The 17,477-nt window shown below is 65.2% G+C and carries 17 protein-coding genes; 3 read left to right on the top strand and 14 right to left on the bottom strand.

The features are described from left to right. Positions 1–119: 119 nt before the first annotated feature. From CGLY_RS04985 to rsmI, 5 genes are all read right to left on the bottom strand, one after another. A complete protein-coding gene (locus CGLY_RS04985) occupies positions 120–962 on the bottom strand; it encodes a TatD family hydrolase (protein WP_038546867.1) in 843 nt (280 codons plus the stop codon). Positions 963–1,000: 38 nt separating this feature from the next. Continuing rightward, entirely contained in the window at positions 1,001–1,681 is a 681-nt protein-coding gene (locus tag CGLY_RS04980) for a TenA family protein (protein WP_038546864.1), read from the bottom strand. Positions 1,682–1,686: 5 nt separating this feature from the next. Then, positions 1,687–3,516, bottom strand: coding sequence for a methionine--tRNA ligase (gene metG / locus CGLY_RS04975; RefSeq protein ID WP_038546861.1), 1,830 nt, complete (start codon positions 3,514–3,516; stop codon positions 1,687–1,689). A gap of 93 nt (positions 3,517–3,609) precedes the next feature. Further along, the gene (locus CGLY_RS04970; RefSeq protein ID WP_038551433.1) at positions 3,610–5,262 is read right to left on the bottom strand and encodes a BCCT family transporter; all 1,653 of its coding nucleotides are present in this window, start codon (positions 5,260–5,262) and stop codon (positions 3,610–3,612) included. A 200-nt stretch (positions 5,263–5,462) separates the two neighbouring features. Continuing rightward, on the bottom strand, positions 5,463–6,380 hold the full coding sequence (gene rsmI, locus CGLY_RS04965; RefSeq protein WP_052540688.1) for a 16S rRNA (cytidine(1402)-2'-O)-methyltransferase: 918 nt from the start codon (positions 6,378–6,380) through the stop codon (positions 5,463–5,465). A gap of 72 nt (positions 6,381–6,452) precedes the next feature. Here rsmI and CGLY_RS04960 point away from each other — a divergent pair, with 72 nt between their 5' ends. Beyond that, positions 6,453–8,042 (top strand): dolichyl-phosphate-mannose--protein mannosyltransferase, encoded by a 1,590-nt coding sequence (locus CGLY_RS04960; RefSeq protein WP_052539687.1) that lies wholly within the window; start codon positions 6,453–6,455, stop codon positions 8,040–8,042. A gap of 10 nt (positions 8,043–8,052) precedes the next feature. Here CGLY_RS04960 and CGLY_RS04955 read toward each other — a convergent pair whose 3' ends face one another. The 6 genes from CGLY_RS04955 to CGLY_RS04930 form a co-directional block, all read right to left on the bottom strand. After that, on the bottom strand, positions 8,053–8,898 hold the full coding sequence (locus tag CGLY_RS04955) for a zf-HC2 domain-containing protein (protein WP_227590385.1): 846 nt from the start codon (positions 8,896–8,898) through the stop codon (positions 8,053–8,055). A gap of 5 nt (positions 8,899–8,903) precedes the next feature. Further along, positions 8,904–9,314, bottom strand: a complete 411-nt coding sequence (locus CGLY_RS04950; RefSeq protein WP_038546858.1) for a DoxX family protein — start codon at positions 9,312–9,314, stop codon at positions 8,904–8,906. A gap of 43 nt (positions 9,315–9,357) precedes the next feature. Continuing rightward, the gene (sepX, locus tag CGLY_RS04945; protein ID WP_038546855.1) at positions 9,358–10,575 is read right to left on the bottom strand and encodes a divisome protein SepX/GlpR; all 1,218 of its coding nucleotides are present in this window, start codon (positions 10,573–10,575) and stop codon (positions 9,358–9,360) included. A gap of 126 nt (positions 10,576–10,701) precedes the next feature. Next, positions 10,702–11,301 (bottom strand): GNAT family N-acetyltransferase, encoded by a 600-nt coding sequence (locus CGLY_RS04940; protein ID WP_081804027.1) that lies wholly within the window; start codon positions 11,299–11,301, stop codon positions 10,702–10,704. Between the two features lie 13 nt (positions 11,302–11,314). Beyond that, positions 11,315–12,565, bottom strand: coding sequence for a molybdotransferase-like divisome protein Glp (gene glp / locus CGLY_RS04935; RefSeq protein ID WP_038546852.1), 1,251 nt, complete (start codon positions 12,563–12,565; stop codon positions 11,315–11,317). Positions 12,566–12,751: 186 nt separating this feature from the next. After that, on the bottom strand, positions 12,752–13,708 hold the full coding sequence (locus CGLY_RS04930; RefSeq protein ID WP_081803776.1) for a UTP--glucose-1-phosphate uridylyltransferase: 957 nt from the start codon (positions 13,706–13,708) through the stop codon (positions 12,752–12,754). A 125-nt stretch (positions 13,709–13,833) separates the two neighbouring features. Here CGLY_RS04930 and CGLY_RS04925 point away from each other — a divergent pair, with 125 nt between their 5' ends. Then, positions 13,834–14,490 carry a 5-formyltetrahydrofolate cyclo-ligase gene (locus CGLY_RS04925; protein WP_038546849.1) on the top strand — a complete coding sequence of 219 codons (657 nt, stop codon included), beginning with the start codon at positions 13,834–13,836 and terminating at the stop codon, positions 14,488–14,490. A gap of 48 nt (positions 14,491–14,538) precedes the next feature. Next, positions 14,539–15,015, top strand: a complete 477-nt coding sequence (gene mscL / locus CGLY_RS04920) for a large conductance mechanosensitive channel protein MscL (protein ID WP_038546841.1) — start codon at positions 14,539–14,541, stop codon at positions 15,013–15,015. 11 nt (positions 15,016–15,026) lie between these two features. Here the strand turns inward: mscL and CGLY_RS17355 are convergent, their stop codons facing one another. The 3 genes from CGLY_RS17355 to CGLY_RS04910 all read right to left on the bottom strand — a co-directional run bounded on the left by CGLY_RS17355 (position 15,027) and on the right by CGLY_RS04910 (position 17,440). Beyond that, on the bottom strand, positions 15,027–15,221 hold the full coding sequence (locus CGLY_RS17355) for a hypothetical protein (protein ID WP_144313630.1): 195 nt from the start codon (positions 15,219–15,221) through the stop codon (positions 15,027–15,029). Beyond that, positions 15,218–15,895: a MogA/MoaB family molybdenum cofactor biosynthesis protein gene (locus CGLY_RS04915; protein WP_081803775.1), complete on the bottom strand. Its 678-nt coding sequence runs from the start codon at positions 15,893–15,895 to the stop codon at positions 15,218–15,220. The genes CGLY_RS17355 and CGLY_RS04915 overlap by 4 nt, the downstream gene beginning before the upstream one ends. Before the next feature lie 117 nt (positions 15,896–16,012). Next, positions 16,013–17,440 (bottom strand): S1C family serine protease, encoded by a 1,428-nt coding sequence (locus tag CGLY_RS04910; RefSeq protein ID WP_227590383.1) that lies wholly within the window; start codon positions 17,438–17,440, stop codon positions 16,013–16,015. Positions 17,441–17,477: the final 37 nt, after the last annotated feature.

Below are 17,477 nucleotides of genomic sequence, written 5' to 3'. Positions count from 1 at the left end.
CACGATCAAGAAATTCGGCTTTCTGCCCCCGTTTCTGTCGCGATGATCACACCCGGTCGCACTACGGGAGATAACAGCAGGTGACAGGAAGTGACAGAATGAGACAGCGTCCCCATGCGTCACATCGTCAGACCGTAGAGCCGACGGGCGTTCCGTGACAGCGCGACACCGAATTCGTCGGGGTCGACACCACGCACCTCAGCCAGAAGCCGAGCGGTGTAGCCGACGAACGTCGGCTCATTGCGCGCGCCCCGGAACGGCTCCGGAGTCATATACGGCGCATCCGTCTCCACGAGGATCCGGTCCTCCGGCACACGGGCGGCCGCCTGCCGCAGCTCCTCATTGCGTTTGAAGGTGACGTTTCCGCAGAAACTCAGGTAGTACCCCCTGTCCACAGCCTCAAGCGCGACATCTAACGGTGAGGAGAAACAGTGCAGCATCACAGTGAGCCCCGCCGGGGCGTCTGCGAGTACGCGCATGAGATCCTCATCCGCCTCCCGGTTGTGGATCATCAGCGGCTTGCCGAACTCCGCAGCCAGGTCCATGTGCCAGCGCAACGCCTCCTCCTGGACACCCAGAGGTGCAGTCCCCTCAGGATCGTGCGTGATCCAGTAGGTGTCGAGACCTGTCTCCCCCACCGCCACGCACCGGTCGTCAGCGACGAGTCCGCGCAGACGCGTCCTCACGTCATCGGTGAGCTCGTGCGCCTTCGTCGGGTGTACGGCGCAGGCCGCAACGACACGTTCATCGGCGTGTGCTGCCTCCAGCGCCAGCTCCGCCTCCCCGATACCGTCCCCGACTGTGCACACGCCACTGACACCAGCCGCTGCCGCACGGTCCATGATCGCCCGCACGGACGCGGCGTCGCCGGCCCCACAGGACGCCAGGTGGGTGTGGGCGTCGAACACCTCCGCCAGCGGTTCAGGAGGCACAGGAGTAGGACGTGGTTTCTTCCGTGACATGCTGCCCAGGCTAGCTGGCCGCAGGGGAAAGGCCGTCCTCAGGGGTGCGGCGGCAGCGATTCCTCGAAGAAGGCGAGTTCCAGATCCACAGTCCGTCGGAAGAAGTCACGGGACAGTGCCTCGTTCTCCGGGGTCTGCACCGCCACCCGGTCCACCTCGTCGCGGAGGAAAGCGACAAGCTCGTGGAACTCCGGGTAGTCATGGAGCCGCACCCACTCCGCGTGGACGTACCGTTCCGGGTAACCACCGTGGCCGACCGGTGCCTCGGCACGGTTCGATTGGCGTGTCGCCCAGTCCAGATACAGCCATTCGCAGACAACGAGGACGGAGACGATCGCCGCGTAGTTCCTGGTCTCCGCCGCCTCGGCGAAGATCCTCTTGAACCCCGCGGTGGACTCCTTGTCGGGGATCCCGTCGAGCTCCCCGGCACCGAGGTCCTCCATCGCTTCGACGAAGTAGGTGTTCTCGTCCCCGGCGATCTCGCCGATGAACTCCGCCAGCCGGTGCCGAGAGGTGAAATTGTCAGTGCTGGCGATCGCAGCACCGATCAACGCCATGAATCCGTCCACGAAGCGGTAGTCCTGAACGAGGTACGCCACCATCACGTCATCGGGGAGGCTCCCGGCGAAGAGTTCCCGGACGAAGCCATGGGTGACGGCAGCGTCCCAGGTAACCCGGTTGTCGTCGAGCAGTTGATCGGTGAATCGTGCGTCTGACACGGCGCCTACTCCACCGCAGCCCAGGACGGACCGGTCTCGGCCAGCTCGGGGTCCAGCTTCGTGAACAGCGGAGACGGTTTCGCCAGCGGTGTTCCCGGGCTCAGCGTCGTCCGGCCCCAGTGCGCCTGCTGATCGTCGTAGTCACCCATGATGACCGGGTAGCTGCGTCCCTCGGCCGGCAGCCCCACGCCCACCGGCGTCCGCGGAGACTCGTCGGTGACCTCGACGACCTGCGGCTGCGCCGCCCAGACGCCGGTACCGCCGAGAGTCTCGAAGACCTGTTGCGCGGAGAACGGCAGGTAGGGGGTGAGCAACGTATTGGCGTCCGACACCACCTGCAGGGCGGTGTGCAGGACGGTCGCGAGCCGCTCCCGCTGGGATTCGTCCTTCGCCAGCTTCCACGGCTCCTGGGACGCGATGTACTGGTTACCGCGGTCGACGATACGCATTGCCTCGGCGATCCCCGCCTTGAACCGCGAGTGCTCCAGACACTCTGCGACGGTGTCGAACGCGGCCGCGGCGTCCTCGAGCAGTTCGGTGTCTTCGGCCGCGAGTTCGCCGGCAGCCGGGATCTCACCGAAGTTCTTGTGTGCCATCGATACCGTGCGGTTGACCAGGTTGCCCCAGCCGTTCGCCAGCTCAGTGTTGATCCGACGCACGAATTCGTCCCAGGTGAAATCGGTGTCCATGTTCTCCGGGCCGGCGACGGCAATGAAGTACCGCAACGCGTCCGGGCCAAACTCCTGCAGGAAGTCACGCACGTAGATGACCACGCCCTTGGACGAGGAGAACTTCGACCCGGACATCGTCAGGAACTCGGATGAAACGACTTCGGTCGGAAGGTTCAGGTCGCCGAATTCCCCGGCCTCTCCGCCGTGGGCACCTTTACCGGCATACCCGAGCAACTCCCCCGGCCAGATCTGGGAGTGGAAGGTGATGTTGTCCTTGCCCATGAAGTAATAGGACAGAGCCTCCGGATCAGACCACCAGTCACGCCACGCCTCCGGCGTCCCGGACCGCCACGCCCACTCGATGGAGGCGGACAGGTAGCCGACGACGGCGTCGAACCAGACGTAGAGCTTCTTGGCGTTGTTGTCCTGCCATCCCTCGATCGGAACGGGCACGCCCCAGTCGATGTCACGACTCATCGCCCGCGGACGCATGTCCTTGAGCAGGTTGAGCGAGAACTTCAGCACATTGGGCCGCCACCCCTCGCGGGTCGTCAACCAGCTCTCCAGCGCGTCCGCCACCGCCGGGAGATCGAGCATGAAGTGCTCGGTCTCCACGAAGTCGGGGGTCTCTCCGTTGATCTTCGACCGGGGATCGATCAGATCTGCCGGATCGAGCTGATTTCCGCAGTTGTCGCACTGGTCACCGCGGGCATCGGTGGCACCACACAGCGGGCAGGTGCCCTCAATAAACCGGTCCGGCAGGGTGCGTCCGGTCGACGGGCTGATGGCACCGGTGGTCGTCTGACGGACCATGTAACCGTTGTCGTTGAGCCCACGGAAGAGCTCCTGCACGACCGCGTAGTGGTTCCGCGTCGTGGTGCGGGTGAACAGGTCGTAGGACAGACCGAGACCGGCAAGGTCTTCCACGATGACGCGGTTGTAGCGGTCGGCGAGTTCCTGGACACCGACCCCCTCCTTCTCCGCCTGGACGAGCAGCGGGGTGCCGTGCTCATCGGTCCCGGAGACCATCAGCACCTTGTTACCGGACATTCGCTGGAACCGGGCGAAAACATCCGAGGGGACGCCGAATCCGGCGACATGTCCGATGTGGCGGGGTCCGTTTGCGTAGGGCCAGGCAACGGCGGTGAGCACGTGTTTCGACATGCGACCAGACTAAGCCATGGCACAGACGAAGCGCGCACCAGGGGGATATTTCTACTGGTGCGCGCTGTTCGCCTATGTGCGGGTGGTGCCGAGTTACTGTGACTCCGCCTTGTCCGCGGTGGCCCCACGTTTGCTGCGTCGACGTTCCCTGGCCGCACGGGCTTCCGCAGTTTCCTGGTGCCGTCGCTCGCGACCGAGACGAAGCGCGAAGGCACGCTTCTGCTTCTCGTCGAGGAACATCGGGTCCTGCGACAACCCACGGTAAATGGCCAGACACAGGAACAGGATGAGAATCACGAACGGGCTGGCTGCGATGATGGTCACGGTCTGCAGGCTGTTGAGAGCGTCATCGCCGCCCGACAGCAGGAGCACCACGGCGATCAGCGCAGTGAGCAGGCCCCACAGTACGGTGATCTTCCGGTCGGCGACGAGCTTACCGTTCTGGCTCATGGTGCCCATCACCGTCGAGGCGGAGTCCGCCGAGGTAATGAAGAAGGTTGCCAGCAGCACCATCGCCACCATGGACGAGATGGTACCCAGCGGCAGATCGTGCAGAAGGCTGAACAGCATGTTCTCCGCAGTTCCGTCGCCGTAGATCTCCGACCCTTCGGACTCCTGGTGAATGGCGCTACCACCGAAGATCGCGAACCACACCACCGAGACAGCCGTGGGAACCAGCATCACCACGAGGATGAACTCGCGAACGGTACGTCCGCGGGAAATCCGGGCGATGAAGGTACCGACAAAGGGTGACCAGGAGATCCACCATGCCCAGTAGAACAGGGTGTTGCTGGCGAGCCATTCGTCCATCCCCGGCGCAGAGTCCGCCGTGCGGGCGGCCATGCCGAAGAACTCCTGAAGGTAGTTGCCGAACGCCGTCGGTACCGTGTTCGCGATGACGACGGTCGGACCGACAATCAGCACGAAGAACGCAAGAATGGCGGCAAGCACCATGTTGAAGTTCGACAGGTACTGAATTCCCTTGCTCACGCCGGAGAACGCTGAAATGAGGTAGCAGACTCCCAGCACACCGATGATCAGCAGCAGCCACCCGGTGCCCGGGTCGTGGACGAGGTCGGTGGCGTTGAGACCCGATGCGATCTGCAGGGCGCCCAGGCCGAGGGAGGCCGCCGTACCGAACACGGTGGCGAAGATCGACAGGACGTCGATCAGCTTGCCCAGCCATCCTTCTGCACGTCGTACACCGATCAGCGGGATGAAGGCAGAACTCAGCAGCTGTTTACGTCCCAACCGGAAGGTTCCGTACGCAATAGCAAGCCCGACGATCGCGTAGATCGCCCACGGGTGCAGCGTCCAGTGGAACAACGTCGTGGAAAATGCGACCGGATTGCTCTCCGACGCTTCGCCGGGCACGCCGTTGCGGTAGAAGTTCATCGGCTCAGCGACACCGTAGAACATCAGGCCGATGCCCATGCCGGCGGCGAAAAGCATGGCGATCCAACTTGCCGCGTTGAATTCGGGGCGCTCATTGTCCTGCCCCAACCGGACGTTGCCGAACTTGCTCAACGCCACCCACAGGATGAAGAACACGAACACAGAGCCTGCGATGATGTAGACCCAACCGAAGTCGGTCACAACAAAGTCCAGGGCGTTGTCGGCAAACGTCGAGAAGTTATCCGGGGAAATCAGTCCCCAGGCGACAACAGCGAGGACGATCAGCGCCGCGAAAAACACGACGGCCTTGTCGACCTTCGCGTTCTCGTCCTCGGCGGGAGGAGGCAGCATGTCCTCGGTGGCGACCGGGGAGATCTTCTCCAGATTGAGGCCAGGATCCGTGAACGGGGCACCGTCGGTGTCGGTGCCCGGGGGGCCGATATCGTCAGATTGCGGGTTCTCTTCTGAAACGGACATGCAGACCACTCTGCCATACACCCCGGACACAGAGCCGAGCCCCCCTGCCAGCTGAACGCCAAAAACCCGGGAGGTCAGCCCTCCCTGGCGGTGAGCACCGCCTCGTACAGCTCCCGACGGGAGACACCGTGAACAGTGGAAACCTCGCGTGTGGCGTCCTTCAGCCGCATCCCCTCCCCCACCTTCTGCTCGACCTCGCCGACAAGCTCTTCGGGACGTCGTACCTCCGGTCCTGACGAGGCGGAGATCACCACGGTGATCTCGCCGCGCACACCATCGGCCGCCCACACCGCCAACTCACCCAGCGGTCCGCGGACCACCTCCTCGAAAGTCTTGGTCAGTTCCCGGCACACCGCCGCCTCGCGGTCGGCCCCGCAGACCTCAGCCGCGGTGGACAGCGTCGCCGCCAACCGGTGCGGCGACTCGAAGAAGCTCACGGCCCGGGTGGAGTCGCGCACCGACTCCAGCCACTGGCGCCGGGCACCGTCCTTCCGCGGTGCGAAACCGTCGAACGCGAAATGGCCGACCCCGACCCCGGACAACGCCAGGGCCGTGGGCACTGCCGACGGCCCGGGCAGGCACGTGACCGGGACACCTGCGTCCTGTGCCGCCTGGACGAGAGGAAAGCCCGGGTCAGAGACTGCGGGCATCCCTGCGTCCGTCACCACCAGGACACGCGCTCCGGCCGCTGCCCGGGCAACCAGCCCCGCGGCACGGTCGGCCTCGTTGTGGTCGAAATTGGAGACGATCTTCCCGGTGATCTCCACTCCGAGTGCATCTGCCAGGGCGCGCGTCCGGCGTGTGTCCTCGGCGGCCACGACATCAGCGCTGCCGAGGGCGTCGATGAGTCGGATCGAGGCATCCAGCGGATTACCCAATGGGGTCGCCGCGAGAATCACACCACCTCCGGGGAGAGGACGGTCAGCCCGTGCGCGCTCCAGCGCGCGTGTGACCGTGTCGGGTTCGGGACGCTGCTGGGTGTAGTCCTGCATGGTCACCAGACTCTACCTGCCGGGGGCCGCGGCGCTCCGCGGTCCCACCGGAGACGTATAGGATAAGCCACTGTGACGGAGACTCCAGCCACCACAGGCACAGCGCCCGGTCCTGCACCCGGGCTGCAGGAACGGCCACGCCGATGGTGGTCGATCCTGGCGGCACTCGGGGTTCTGGGCCTGGTCAGTCGGCTTCTCTGGCTGTGGCACCCCACCGATGACGGCACCCCGGTTTTCGACGAGAAACACTACGTCCCGCAGTCATGGCAGGTACTGCGTGGCACGGAGGGTGGCGGCGATCTGCTCATCGGAGGCATCGAGGACAATCCCGCCTACGGGCTCGTCGTCCACCCTCCGCTGGCCAAACACCTTGAAGCCCTCGGCATGGCGGTCTTCGGGAACAATCCGTGGGGATGGCGGATCGTCGTCGCGCTCCTTGCGGTGGGCGTGATCCTGCTCATCGCGGCGATTGCCCGACGCCTGACCAACTCCGACTGGGTCGGACTCACCGCCGGAATCCTGGCATTGTGTGACGGTATCCTCTTCGTCACCGGCCGTTCGGCGATGCTGGACCACTTCCAGGTCTTCTTCGTGATGCTCGCGGTCTACCTGCTGCTGCACGATCACAGGCGGATGGAACGACTGTTCCGCCGCGTCGCCGCCGAGGACAGAATCACCGACAACGGGCTCGGTCCCCGGGTGGGGTACCGCTGGTGGCGCTTCGGCGCCGGGATCGCGCTGGGCTGTGCGCTCGCGGTCAAATGGTCCGGCCTGTACTACATGGCGTTCTTCGGGGTCGCTGTCGTCGCCGTCGACTGGTGGCGGCGTCACCGTTTCGGCGTCGTCCGCCCCTTCTCCGGAACGCTCGTGCGGGACTGCGTCCCCGCTTTCGCCTCCCTGGTCCTCGTTCCCCTGGCGGTCTACCTGTTGTCCTGGCGGTCCTGGTTCGCCTCTGAGACCGGCGTCTTCCGTCATGAAGCTGCTGCAGGCAGTGACCGGATCACCTCATGGGGCCTCGATTTCCTGCCCGACAGCTGGCTCAGTTTCATCTACTATCACGTCTCCGTCCTGGGCTTCCACGGGGAACTGACCAACTCCAACGGCCACCACCACCCGTGGGAGTCCAAGCCGTGGGACTGGCTGGCCTCCACCCGTGCTCTGCTCTACCACTCATCCAGCGACAACTCCGGGCACCGCGAGGTCGTCCTGTTGATCGGCACCCCGGCGATCTGGTGGTTGACCGTTCCGGTGCTCCTGTGGGGCCTGTGGCGCATCATCGGCCGTCGCGACATGAGGTGGCTTGTGCCGTTGGTCGGTTACGCTGCAGGTTTCCTGCCGTGGCTGCTGAACGTGGACCGCCAGATGTACCTGTTCTACGCCACGAATCTCGCGCCCTTCCTCATCCTCGGCGTGGCCCTCGCCCTGGGGCAGGTCTCCGGTTGGGCGCTACGCCCCGAGGAACCACTACACGGGACGGACGGCGGGCATTCCGTCGCTGCCGACGCACGCGGACTCATCGTCGGCAAAACCGGCATGCTGCTCGTGGTCTGCTATCTCGTCCTGGTCGTGTGGATGTTCCTCTTCTTCCTTCCGATCTTCACGGGAATGCCGATCACCGACGCGCAGTGGCAGTGGCGGATGTGGCTGCCGGGCTGGACCTGACCGGTCACGCTCACCGATCGTCCCCCGGTCGCCAGGACGAATTACTCTGCACATCTTCCGGACTGTAACTCACCGGGCGGGCCGACAGGCCCCGCAGTGACTGTCGAAGCGGGGCGACGGCATGGTTCCGTGACAACCACACGCTCACCAACGCCGCACAGGCAGCCAGGTGCAGCAGCAGACCCGCGATGAGCGTCAGATCCGTGCCCCCACCTAGCACGCCCAGGACGATGTCGCGGGTTGCGAACCCTGCGCCGAATCCCCACAGGGCAAGGAAGACAGGGAATAGTCCGGGCGCTGAGCGGGGACGCGCCGCCCCCCACAGCAGCCCGGCCGCCAACGCCAGCCGGACAGCCGCCGCATCGACCGAGAGCGACGCCACATCGGGATCACCGGCGTTGCCGACCATTCCTCCCGGCCCGGCGCCGTCCACCGACTCCGCACCACCACCGGCAGCCCCGGTGAGCAGTAACAGCGACCAGATGATGTAGCACACGGCCACGGCAACGAGTGCCACCCTGCTGAGCACCAGCGGCAACGATCTGTTCCGCAGGCGGTGCGACAGGCGCGGGGTCTCATCGGCGACACGCAGCATCGACTCAGCTAACGCGCGGGCATCGCCGGCAGGGCCACCGGAGGCGGCGCTATCGGAGGGAGCCACTGGAGCCACCGACATCCGCAGCCGCCGGTTCAGATCACTCGCTGCCGCAAACCACTCACGGCAGTCCTCGCAGGCCGAGAGGTGGGTGTCGATCATGTCATCGTCAACGTCCGATGGCGCGTTCTCCCCGTCCAGCCGAGCCGACAGGGCGGAGCGGACCACCGCATGGATATCGGCGCGTGAGTCGTCCTCCACCGGGATCACCCGAACCGGGAGAGTGCTTTGTCAAGGCTCGCACGTCCAGCACCGAAGACGATTAGAACAAGGCATGCAGCGAACAGGACGATGACCAGCTCACTGCCCCCCTCTGCCACGAAGAGTCCGCTGCCCAGATGGACGAAGTAGAAGGCTGCGACCATGTCGAGCGCCAGCACGCCCGCCGCGGCCGGGGTGAGGAACCCCAGGACCAGCAGTGCGCCGCCGAGCATCTCGACGACGGCGACGACCCAGACCGACAACGTCGGCTGAGGGATGTGCATCGACGCCCACTGCTGGGCGGTCTCCTCCGCCCCGACATGGAACACCTTGTCCCACCCGTGGGCGATGAAGACGACCCCGAGGGCGACACGCAGGATCAGCAGGGCAGCATCGCGGAAGGCAGGATTGTTCATGATGAGCCCATCTTATCTCCCCCGGAAGACGCGGTGAGCGGCACTACACCGCCCGGATGTGGGTGTCACCGTAGTCGCCGTAATCACCATAGTCACCGTAGTCGCCGTAGTCGCCGGAACCGGAGTACCCGGCGTAATCAGCGTATGCGAGGTCGGCGAACTCCGGGTCCGCGTCATCGCTTTCCAGCACCACAGCACCCGGTCGCAGCAGGCGGTCCGGGACACCGAGTTCCCGGTCGTCAGTGTTACGCACACCGAGACGGGCGCGCCGCATCCGGGCGATCCTCCGCCGGCGCAGCCGTGCTTCCTCGACCACCTGGCGTCGCAGGTAATAGAGGTACACGCCGGACAGCGCGACCATCACGACCACCGCGGACCAGACAGCACCACCCAGGATGACGGCGGCGACGACCGACACCACGCACAGCGCCGCCAGCCCCGACAACACCCGCTTTCGACGCATCTGACGGCGTTCAACCAGTCGCTGGGAGGCCTCCGGATCATAGAACCCGCGGCCACGACGGGCCGCAGCGTAATCCAGCTCCTCCGCGGTCAGTTCTCCGTCGCCGTACTCGTCATCAAGGAAATCATCAGAGGAATCGTCGTCGACACCGACCTGTGAGTCGGCCTCATACTGCTCATCGGTGCCCACCGTGATGTCAATGTCGCCACCGCGAAGGTAGGCCGCGGGGACATCGGCGAACCGCCGATCCGCCTCACCGACCGCCGCTACCGGAGCTCCGTCCGACCGTTCGTCGTGTCCGGCATCCTCGTCAGCACCATCTTCGCCATCTGCACCATCTGCGCCTTCTGTGCCTTCGACGGCCAAGCTGTCTTCGCTGCTCCCACCGTCCTCCGCGTCGACGACGAAGGCGGGGTCCTCGACGGCCTCAGCATCATCCATCAGCGGGTCGACTGGGGCGAACTCACCGGTATCCTCCTCGTCGAGGGGACGGTAGCCGACAACCTCACCCTCGATGATGCCGGGCACGTCCCGTCCCGTGTCGTCGATGATCACCTGCTCCGGCTCAGCCTCAACCAGTTCGATGTCGTCATCGACATCCGCGTGGTACAACGACTCCGCTGGCAGGGGTCGCTTCCGGGGGCGCGAGATCTCCGCACCACCTTCATGCAGGACGCGGGTCTCGGACAACGCCTTCGACGTCCGCCGGACCGGCGACTGGTTACGGAGAAACAACGGCGCGAGGAGAAGAAGCCAGACAACCGCGATCAGGATCAGAGAGCTGAGGGAGCCGGACACTAGCGGCCTTTCCTTTCACCGACGACAATCATGACAATCAGGACGCATCACGATGGAACAATGCCCCGACGATACGTGGCGAGCTGGCGGGGGCGCCGCAGGCGCGCCGTGCCGTGTCACAGACCGTCACTTGCCTGAGCGACGTTCCTCGACCGTCAGACCAACAAGGACGTGATCACGCCACTGGCCGTTGATGTGCAGATTACGCCGCAGCAGTCCTTCCTCCCGGAAACCCACCTTCTCCAACACCCGACGTGAGGCCACATTGGACTCCAGCACCGTCGCCTCCACCCTGTGCATCCCGACCTCGGTCATCGCGTGATCCACACCGAGAGACACAGCGCTGCTCGCCACTCCCCTTCCGCTGAACCCGGAATACACCCAGTAGCCGATCCAACAACTGCAGACCACACCGTGCTGGACATTGCCCAGGGTCAATTGACCGGCGAAAGCCCCGTCGACCTCAATGGCGAAGGGAAGCAGAACGCCCTGCGCCGCCAGGGCCGTCAAGCCGGAATAGTTACGCCGCCACATCGCTTTCGTATGGGCCTCCCACCATTGCCCGGGCACCGTCGGCTCCACCGGACGCAGCAGGTGCTCGTCAGCGTTGCGGAACTCCGACCAGTGCCGCCCGTCGCGTCGAGACAGAGGACGCAACCGGACCCGCCCGGCACCGGTCGCGATCGTGGGAGTCTTCGCCGGCCACCCGGGGTGGCGGTTCGTCAGCAGCACGGGTGGCTCACACCCGGTTCGTCAGGAACATCACGTCGACGACCTCGCCGGGCTCGACCCGAGTGCTGTCACCAGGAACAACGATCAGACCGTTCGACTGACCATGGCTGCCGAGCAGATGGGTGGGCTCACCACCGGCGACTGCACCGAGCGGGTCAACGAGGAACTCCCCGGTCTCCCGGTCACGCATGAGCTGCGCACGGATAAAGCCACGACGGTGCGGCGCAGATTCCAGTCCGGCGATAGTCCTGGCCTTGACCATACGACGCATGGACTGGCGCTGGCCACGAAGGATCTGCACCAGCGGACGCACCATGACCTCGAACGCGACGAGAGCCGCACTCGGGTTGGCGGGGAGCAGAAACGTCGGAACCCGGTCTGCGCCGAGAATGCCGAACCCCTGTACAGAACCGGGGTGCATCGCCACGCGGGAGACATCCAGGTCACCGAGGTCGGCGAGGATCTCACGAAGCCGGTCACTCGAGGAGCCGCCCACTCCCCCGGCGATCACCAGAATCTCCGAGCGGATGAGCTGTCCCTCGATAATGTCACGGAGCCGACGGTCCTCGCCGCCGACGATACCGAGCCGGTTGACGTCCGCACCGGCCTCCCGCCCGGCAGCAGCCAGGGCATAGGAGTTCACGTCATGGACCTGACCGAGTCCGGGGTCACGGTCGATGTCGACGAGTTCGGGACCGAAAGACAGCACGGCCATCCTCGGACGCGGATACACCAGCACCTTGGACCGTCCGACCGCCGCCAGCAACCCGACCTGTGCCGCCCCGACCACCGAGCCTTGTTCGACAACGACATCACCGGGCTGCACGTCCGAACCGGCACGGTGGATGAACTGTCCGGCGGCCACCGGACGTAATGCCTCAGTACGACGCCCGTCGTCCTCGGCCCAGTCGAGAGGGACGACAGCGTCCGCGAGTGTCGGAATCGGCGCCCCCGCCTGAACCCGCACCGCCTGTCTCGGCTGCAGCCGGACCGGACGGTGTGAACCCGCCCCGACATCACCGACAACCGGGAGCTTCGCAGAGGGGACATCCGGGTCGACGCTGCCTGCGTGGCGGACATCGACAGAACGTACTGCGTAGCCGTCCACCGCCGCCTGGTCGAAACCGGGGACCGATGTCTCCGACTCCACCTGTTCGGCACACCGCAACCCGAGTGCCTCTGAAATCGCGGTGCGCACCGGTTCCGGTGTTACTGCCGCGGCGCTGACCGTGGCCAGCTGCTCCTCAACAGTTCTCACGTGGCCGTCCTCACGGGTTCTCGGGAAGTTTCAGGGTGATATGCAGGTTGTACGAGTGCAGACCCTGCAGACTCTACCGTCTCCGGGCACAGAAACCGCAGAAGGTGGTGCCCATGTCGGACACCACCTCAGTTTCGTGTCAGTACCGACGGCACCGCCGGTACCGTCACCACCGTCGGTACACTCTCACTTCTCCAGTCGCCGCGACAACCACCGTTCCAGCGACGGACCGTAGGACGGATCGTCGAGGGCGAAATCCACACAGGCGCGGATGAACCCGCCCGGATTCCCGAGGTCATGGCGATTTCCCCGGTGCACGTACACATGCACCGGATGGCCCTCATCGATGAGCCTGGCAATGGCATCAGTGACCTGGATTTCCCCACCCTTGCCCGGTTCGGTCTGACGCAATGCATCGAAAATCGACCGGTCGAGAAGATAGCGCCCGGTGGCCACGATATTTGAGGGGGCATCGGCCGCATCAGGTTTCTCGACCATGCCGGTCACACGCCGGACCTGGCCATCAGCGTCATCAGCACCGTCGGCCTCGGCGATCTCGAAGACACCGTAGTTCGAGACCTCGTCCTCCGGGACCTCGAAACCGCACAGGACCGTCCCGCCGTAGCGCTTACGTACCTCGATCATCTCGTTCATCACACCGAAAGGCAGGACGAGATCGTCAGGGAGCAAGACGGCGAAGGCGTCCTCATCCTCGTCCAGAGCGTCCTCGGCGCAGCCGATGGCGTGGCCCAGCCCGAGAGGGCGGTCCTGGTTCACCGACACCGCCGTGATCATCTCGTTGACTGCCCGGACTTTGTTGAGTTGTTCGGTCTTGCCGCGCGACTCGAGAGTTTCCTCCAGGAGTTCGTCGCGGTCGAAGAACGCCATGATGCCCTGCTTGCGGGGTGAGGTAACCACCGCAAGTCGGGACGCGCCGGCCTGAGAAGCCTCTTTCGCGATGAGCTCAATACCGGGGGTATCCACGACGGGCAGGAGCTCTTTAGGGACTGTCTTGGTGGCCGGCAGGAAACGGGTGCCCAGACCGGCGGCAGGAACCACGACAGTTCGTATCCCACCGGTGGAAACGCCGTCAGTGACGCCGTCTGGAGAGCCGGAAGGAATAGGTGAGTTGGTAGTTGCCATAATTCGAATCCTACAGGGATCACCCCCTCGCGGCGCGGTGAGAACACACCGACACCCGAAAAACGGACAATCAGGGAGAGAAAAACGAACCGACGGCACCCCCGGCCCCTCTATGATCAACGGATATGCGCCACGAAACAGATCGCGCCGCCCAGGCCGTCCAGGAGGCCAAGCAGGAACTGCGGCAACGCATCCGGGCCGGGCGACGCTCCGTCCTGGCGGACGAACGCTCCCGTCGAGACGCCGCTATCGCCGACCACCTGCTTGCCCTGCTGGAAGGCCACACGGATCGGACGGTCGCCGCATTCGCCGGGCTGCCGGGTGAGCCCGGCGGTGCGGGGCTCCCGGACACCCTCCGTGACGCCGGCCTCGAGGTCTGGCTTCCGGTTGTCCCCGGTCCGGCCCGACCGCTGTCGTGGCTTCCCTACCGGGGCTCGCACTCGATCCGACGCGGCACCTTCGGCATCGCAGAGCCGTCAGAAACACCGGAGTTCCCGTCACCGATATCCACGGTGGACTTGTCCGGGCGTGTCAGCACCCTGGTGATCCCCGCTCTCGCCGTCGACAGGGACGGCACCCGCCTCGGACAGGGAGGCGGCTACTACGACCGGACCTTCAGTATCCTGACCGGGCGCGGGGAACCTGGCAGACTTGTGGCAGTCGTCGACCACAGCGAGTTCGGGGTCGACGTCCCCAGGACAGGTCACGACGCCTCCGTCCAGATCGTCGTGACTAACTCGGGTATCTTCCCGACGTCCGCCGGCAACCGGGCCCCCCGGTAGCCGAACCATACCCCCCTCTCTAGGTTCTACCAGCACAAGGAGTGCATCATGCTCAAGGGTTTCAAAGACTTCATCACCCGCGGAAACGTCATGGAACTGGCCATCGCCGTCATCATCGGTGCCGCGTTCACCGCCATCGTCACCGCCATCTCGGACTCCCTGATCCAGCCCCTGATCAACTGCTTCGGCGGAGCGGAAGTCGACGGCCTGAAGTTCCAGCTGCGCAGCGGCATGGAGAGTACCCAGATTGATCTGGGCGCGATCATCACTGCATTGATCAACTTCCTCATCATCGCCGGCGTCGTCTACTTCATCCTCGTCGCCCCGATGAACAAGCTGAACGAGCTCAACGCGCGGCGCAAAGGTATCGACCCCGAAGAAACCGTCGCTTCCGAGGTCGACCTGCTCGTCGAGATCCGCGACCTGCTCGCGAACCAGAACGGCATCACCTCAGCCTCCAACGGCATTGCAGGTGAAATCAACGACTCCGATGCAGACGCCGGTGGACGGCACTCTGCACGCTGAGCCGGCCCCGCTCACCAGTGGGGAGGACGTTCGGCTTCCCAGAAATCCTCCGCGAAGCCCCCGTCCGCGGTGCCCTGCATCCCCTGCGTCCCGTCTCCGCCGACGGCATCAGCCTTCGCTCTGGCCGGACCGACCCGGCTGAGGTCCAGGTCGCGGTCCGGGATATGAGCGCGTCCCACCACGCCTGTCTTGCGACGGGGCCTCATGCCCTGCTGATATCCGTGATGAGGTGTCGGACCAACGGGCACAACGTTGCCATGCCATCCCTGATCGCCGCACGTGAGGACGCCAGGTTGACCACAACCGTCGACCCGGACACTCCGGCGACGCCACGGGAAAGCCCACCGTCGATGGCGTTACAGGCCAGAGCGGACGACCGCAGCGCCTGGGACAGGCCCTGGATGCGCTTGTCCAGCACCGCCTTGGTGGCTTCCGGTGCTTTGTCGCGCGGGCTCACACCGGTTCCGCCCACGGTGATCACCAGGTCCGCACCACCGACAACGGCCGTCTCGAGCGCCTGACGGATCGCGGACTTCCCGGATTCGACAGTCAGCACCGCGTCGACCATGTAGTCCTCCTCGGCGAGGAGCTCCGCCACGAGTTCACCGGACTGGTCCCCGTCGTCGGGGTGATCTGTGACGATCACGACCAGGGCATGCAGCAGGGAGTGCCGGGGATTGCCGCCCTCACGCTCATTCTCCTGGATATCCAGCGACCGGAACACCTCGTCACCGGGCTCCGTGATCTCAGCATCCAGGCGTTCGATGGACTCCTTCTCCACGCGGGCGAAATCGTCGATGCCCGGCACGGTGATCACGCCGGACGGATCCTGGATATCGCCAGTGGTCTGATCGGTGTCGACGTACGGGTCTTGGGACATTGTGGTGAACTCCTCGGCAACTTCGGCGCCCGACGGTGTGCGGGGTCACGTTAACGGTAACTGGCGGACACGCCTGCTGTATAGATCAGGGGTGGATTAGGTCGGCGACCCGGTCCCTCAGTCCGCGTCGGACTCGGACAGCGTCACGCCGATCTCCCGTTCATTGCCCCCATTACCGTCAGTCACCGTCAAGGTGACCTCGTCACCGACGTTGTGGGACCGGATCGCGGCAATCAGACTGACTCCGCTGTCGACGATACGGTCACCGACCTTCGTCACGACGTCACCATCACGCAGGCCCGCATCCGCCGCCGGCCCACCACCGGCGACGCTGACGATCTCGGCGCCGTTGGCTGTCGCCTCGGCACCGGTGTTGACCGTCGCGCCGATGACCGGATGGGTTGCCCGGCCATTGTCGATGAGCTGCTGTGCGGTATTCTCCGCCTGATTCGACGGGATGGCGAACCCGAGACCGATGGAACCCGACTCACCGCCCATCTCGCCACCGAGAGTGGCGATCACCGACGGGATACCGACAAGCTCACCCTCGAGGTTGACCAGGGCTCCACCGGAGTTACCCGGATTGATGGCGGCATCGGTCTGAATCGCGTCGATCAACGACGCTTCTCCGCCGTCCTCGCCGCCGGCCTGCACGGGCCGGTTCATCGCGGACACGATACCCGTCGTCACCGTGGAGGACAGCCCCAGGGGCGACCCGACGGCGACGACGGTTTCTCCGACCTGAAGCCCGTCGGAATCGCCGATGGTGATGGGCTGCAGGTCATCAGCGCCGGTGGCCTTGACGACGGCGAGGTCGGTCTGCGGGTCGGTCGCCACGACATCGGCGTCCAGCTGGCGTCCGTCGTTGGTCGTCACACTCAGCTGCGCGCCGCCGTCCTCGGCTCCTGCGACGACGTGGTTGTTGGTCAGGATCAGCCCATCTTCGCTGATCACCGAGCCAGACCCCTCTGCTCCACCTTGTCGCGTGGTGACCTGGATGGACACCACACTGGGCAGGACATTCTGCGCCACAGCCTCCACCGTCCCCGGGTCCGGTTGAGACACAGAGGTGTTTTCACGATCTCCGGTGTTCGCCTGATTCAAGGATGTGGTGGCCGCCGGCGAATCATCGTCATCCTGGATGATCACCGCGGTCACCGCCGAGGCGGCGACACCGACAGCGAGGACGAGCGCGGCGACCGCCGGGGTCGAGAACCGACGAGACACTTTGGTGGTGGTGCCAGCGGAGTTCGGTGGCAATTCCGGACCAGCGACCGGAGACGGTGCCGTCCCGTCGTTGCTGGGGTACTGGCTGGACAGCGCCTCCCAGTGACGCTGCTGCGCACCTGGATCGGAGAACCCGGACGACTGCGGTTGCGCCCGCTGCTCGGGTTGCTGCGGGGGTTGTTCGGGAGACGAGGAACCCCGTCCGTCCCGCCCCCATACGCCGGGCCCCTGGTGGCCCTGCTCGCCCCGGGGATCCCGAGGGTCCCGAGGGTCGCTGAATCCGTCGTCGCCATTGCCGATCCGATCTTCCCCGGACATCTGACTCTCCTTCACCGGCATAGTCGCCGGCTAGCTC

Origin of the sequence: Corynebacterium glyciniphilum AJ 3170 (assembly GCF_000626675.1) — a bacterium.
Classification (GTDB): domain Bacteria; phylum Actinomycetota; class Actinomycetes; order Mycobacteriales; family Mycobacteriaceae; genus Corynebacterium; species Corynebacterium glyciniphilum.
The sequence above is the reverse complement of the archived record's forward strand: the minus strand, read 5'-3'. Positions and strand labels throughout refer to the sequence as shown.

Excerpts from the sequence above, each read along its gene's own strand:
- metG (WP_038546861.1), bottom strand. The coding sequence starts at position 3,516 with ATGTCGAAACACGTGCTCACCGCCGTTGCCTGGCCCTACGCAAACGGA.
- mscL (WP_038546841.1), top strand. The coding sequence starts at position 14,539 with ATGCTCAAGGGTTTCAAAGACTTCATCACCCGCGGAAACGTCATGGAA.
- CGLY_RS04970 (WP_038551433.1), bottom strand. The coding sequence starts at position 5,262 with ATGCTGCCTCCTCCCGCCGAGGACGAGAACGCGAAGGTCGACAAGGCC.
- CGLY_RS04930 (WP_081803776.1), bottom strand. The coding sequence starts at position 13,708 with ATGGCAACTACCAACTCACCTATTCCTTCCGGCTCTCCAGACGGCGTC.
- CGLY_RS17355 (WP_144313630.1), bottom strand. The coding sequence starts at position 15,221 with ATGAGGCCCCGTCGCAAGACAGGCGTGGTGGGACGCGCTCATATCCCG.
- CGLY_RS04950 (WP_038546858.1), bottom strand. The coding sequence starts at position 9,314 with ATGAACAATCCTGCCTTCCGCGATGCTGCCCTGCTGATCCTGCGTGTC.
- CGLY_RS04915 (WP_081803775.1), bottom strand. The coding sequence starts at position 15,895 with ATGTCCCAAGACCCGTACGTCGACACCGATCAGACCACTGGCGATATC.
- rsmI (WP_052540688.1), bottom strand. The coding sequence starts at position 6,380 with ATGCAGGACTACACCCAGCAGCGTCCCGAACCCGACACGGTCACACGC.
- CGLY_RS04985 (WP_038546867.1), bottom strand. The coding sequence starts at position 962 with ATGTCACGGAAGAAACCACGTCCTACTCCTGTGCCTCCTGAACCGCTG.
- CGLY_RS04910 (WP_227590383.1), bottom strand. The coding sequence starts at position 17,440 with ATGTCCGGGGAAGATCGGATCGGCAATGGCGACGACGGATTCAGCGAC.
- CGLY_RS04925 (WP_038546849.1), top strand. The coding sequence starts at position 13,834 with ATGCGCCACGAAACAGATCGCGCCGCCCAGGCCGTCCAGGAGGCCAAG.